Source organism: Microbacterium sp. (genome assembly GCF_047971895.1).
GTDB lineage: Bacteria > Actinomycetota > Actinomycetes > Actinomycetales > Microbacteriaceae > Microbacterium.
Map to the genome: position 1 here is coordinate 1 of NZ_JBKEAF010000132.1, position 3846 is coordinate 3846.

Sequence of the window (3846 nt, forward strand, 5' to 3'; positions counted from 1 at the left end):
ACATTTTCCCCGGCGCAATACTGATGTGGTGTGCCAGCGCATGGGTACTGAGCACACCGGCATCAAGCGGTTCCGGCAGCTCCAGCCACAGAAAATAACCACTGTCGTTGTGGTGAATTTTGACTTCCGCCGGAAGATGACGCAGCAGCGTTTGCCAGGCCTGTTGTTTACGTTCCGCCAACTGCCGACGCAAGCGTCGCAAATGCGCGTCATAGCGCCGGGTTGAAAGATAATCAACAAGTGCAAGCTGCATGGGCGAACTGGTAGATAAGGTGCTCATTAGCTGGAGTCGCTGAATGCGCCGGGCATGTTTCCCTGCTGCCACCCAGCCAATACGAAATCCTGGCACCAGACACTTCGAGAAAGACGAACAATGCAGAACGCTGTTGGCGCGATCCCGGGCTTTGGCAGGCAACGGTTTTTCACGGCCAAAGTACAACTCGCTGTAACCATCATCTTCAATCAGCATTACGTGGTATTTTTCCAGCAAGGCGACCAGACGCGCCTTTTTTTCTGCGCTGAGCGTAAACCCCAGTGGATTTTGGCTGTTGGTCATTAGCCAGCAGGCTTTTACCGGGTACTCCTGCAATGCCTGCTCCAACGCAGCAAGATCGATCCCCTCGTTAACGTCGGTGGCTACCGACAGCGCCTTCAGACGTAATCGCTCCAGGGCCTGCAACGCCCCGTAAAAACAGGGGTTTTCGACAATCACCCAGTCACCCGGCTCGGTGACCGCCTGTAGGCTCAGATTAAGGGCTTCCAACGCGCCGGTGGTGATGACGATTTCGTCAGGTGAAATGGTCATCCCCTGTTGAGCATAGCGACGGGCAATGGCATGACGCAGGTCAGCATTCCCCGGCGGCAGGTTTTCAATCACGCTCATGGCGGTGGCGGTTTTACTCACCTGCGCCAACGAGCGGTTCAACTGCTGAAGTGGAAACAGACGCGGGTCGGGGAATGCGGAGGCAATGGGCATCACTGACGCATCCCGGCTGGCCTGCAACATATCAAAAATGTAGGTATTGATATCCACCGCTTCATCGCGCATGACCTGCACCTGTGGCGCAGCAAGTTCACGTTCGGGGCGCGCGGCGACATAATAACCAGACTGCGGTCGGGCAATAATCCGACCCTGGCTTTCCAGCAACTGGTATGCGTGTCCGACGGTCATAAAACTCATTCCGCTGCTGACCACCTGCTCACGCAAGGATGGCAAGCGATCGCCTGGCTGCCATACGCCAGACGCAATTTGATCGCGAATTTGCTCTGCCAGTCGCTGGTACTTTTTCATTTTTCGTCCTGATTACCGGTGTCGGTGACAACCACTGTGTATATCAGTTTACATAATCAGGGTATTTTATTTAACTGTTATAGTTAACAGTTTTACAACATTGTTAATGACAGTTCTTTGCCTACGGCGCGCACAGCTATCTGCACTGCATCAATTTTTGTCGCGAGATTTAAATCGAATAAGCGAGTAATTTCCTGCTTAGACCTGCCGATCCTGTTTGCCAACTCCTGCTGGGTGATATTGGATTCAAGAAAGGCATTTAACAACAGAACCTTAGACGCAACGCTCAGTGGTATTTCCACATAGTCAGTTTCAGTACCTACTGCAGAAGGTAAAGGAATCGGTTCGTTATCGTCGAAGTGACCAATGCGGCTTGCGCAGCCTGCGCCATTTGACACCATAGGGATTCCTACCGGAGTTTTTGCTTTCTATAACGTAACCTGCTTTCGCTTTTGTGGTTTCCGCAGTAACCGGAACAAAGCAACTGCAATTTCTTCAAATCCCACAGGGAGTATTTAACGACACACCGAAAGTGAGAGGTTGCCGATGGAGTTTGCGGAAAAATATCCACAGATAACCAGAGAGTTACCAGCATGAAAATTCAATTAATTAGGCTAAATGAATTTGTTACATCTAATTATTTACTCATTAGTTTCGATTCAGTACACTGCCAGATGAAAATGTCTGGCAACCGATAAGAGATTAGTAAATGAAACAAGTATTATCTTTCTTAATCTGGGTTGGGCTCGCTTTAGCAGCATTCTTAGCAATAACATCAACATTATCAAATGTAATACTAATGTTTAGTGCTTATCCTGATTCTATCGGGGATAAATATGCTTACATGTTTATATTTGGACGTTGGACATTTACTGTGGCAATGATTCTTACTTGCTGGTTGCTTTATCGCCTGTCAAAAAATTGATGAGCTACACCCCCTTGAAAAAATACTCTACCGCCTGTTTGAACAAAGCCGGATTTTCTTTTGATAATCTGGTTGCTTTCTCAAATGGCTCAACCCGCTCCTGAATAGCAAAATAGAGAAGGTCTAAATCTCCCAAGTCCTTAAGCTTCCGGTAAACTTCATAGTTTGATATTTTTAGGTATCTCGAAGCATGTATAGCACTTGATACTCCACCACCAATCATTAACAATGTGCTGACCGACATACTAAAAGCAATAGACACGGTGATCCGTGAAGAGATTAAGGCTCCAATTTTTAAACCAGAAAGTTCACCGAAAGTATAACTACCCAATGTAGAAGCTACAGTGTCTTTTGCTACATTTGTTACGATATCAGATAAATTAACGTGCTGCATGAAACCATCAATGAATACATTGACCGCTTTTTCCACAATGTTAATATTTTTCGTTGATGTTGCCCGCTTCACTAGTCCCGCAATCCTCATATTATCATCCATATTTTGCCGCCTGTCATCGGTATGGATAAAATCGGATGCGAGAGAATACAAGTCTACAGGAAAGTGAATCAAGCCTTTAATGTATGCAACCAGCATCCCTTCATTTTCTAAATTCAGAGCTGAGAGCATTTCCTTTGCCAAATCTTTTGCGTATCCCATCCCTTAAGGTCCATGTGGTATTATTTTAAACACAATCATAGAGATCATCTTATGTACATTCCATAATTAGACAGCTCGTGACTGTCCATTTTAAGAATAATGCTCACCAGAGATAAAAATTCCAGGCAGGTACCGGCGGTTCAGCTGTTGGTCGCGGATCACCATGTTCATTTCAGTCTGATTGACACGATAACCGGATGTCACCCGAAGCTCAGTGATGCCATTCGCCCTCTTTCCCTCACTACACCGTCATGAGAACTCAACCGTATGAATGCCGTCGTCGCTATGCCAGCTAGCTGGCGGTAATGCAAGGACAACGCGGCACGCAGGACTGCTGGGTCATAAATCGGCCAAAATGACCGAGAAATATCACGATGAAAGGAATGACAGTTGGGTGATTCTGGCAATTTAATTTTAGCCATTATTGGGGAGGAGTTTTGGGGAAGGCCCATAACAGTCGGGTAACTGTTATGGTTAAAAAGAACTGTTCTGTTTCTGCCTTCCATTGCTCCTCAGACTTAGAATTGCGCCAAATCAATTTTGCCTGCGGAGTTAAGCATGTTCGGTCTTGACGCGTTTCACCTGGCAAGGATGCAGATTATACAAAATAGCAATAAAGCATATAAAAACATATGGTTAAGTTAAGTGCGGATGTTAATTATCGCTTCAAATGCGTTCACATTTTTCCTTTTAAACTCAATCAGATGGAAACCGTTTTGGGGAATGATTTTCTCAGTATTTTTTCTTTTATTACGTCAACATCCGATAAATTAATATCGCAAATTTAAATTAATAATTTGACATTCACTTGGTTTGTATGGCAGATGGCGCCTGCCAATATTTCTATAATTATAAAGATACAAAGTAGTCTGTCTTTAATCCCCCACTTACCTGTGGGGTTTTTTTTGCTTCCCGCACCCAATATGAATAAAAAGAATATGACGTTTTAATAAAATCAATTTGCTGGGTAGTCAT

General features: G+C 45.2%; 3 protein-coding genes. All 3 read right to left on the reverse strand.

Annotated elements, in window-relative coordinates; all coding sequences use genetic code 11:
- On the reverse strand, positions 1-1291 hold a 1291-nt coding region (locus tag ACK5IN_RS10215; protein WP_416896083.1), incomplete at its 3' end, for a PLP-dependent aminotransferase family protein.
- A 92-nt stretch (positions 1292-1383) separates the two neighbouring features.
- A complete protein-coding gene (locus ACK5IN_RS10220) occupies positions 1384-1689 on the reverse strand; it encodes a hypothetical protein (RefSeq protein ID WP_416896084.1) in 306 nt (101 codons plus the stop codon).
- A gap of 531 nt (positions 1690-2220) precedes the next feature.
- Positions 2221-2871: a hypothetical protein gene (locus ACK5IN_RS10225; protein ID WP_079934068.1), complete on the reverse strand. Its 651-nt coding sequence runs from the start codon at positions 2869-2871 to the stop codon at positions 2221-2223.
- Positions 2872-3846 lie beyond the last annotated feature (975 nt).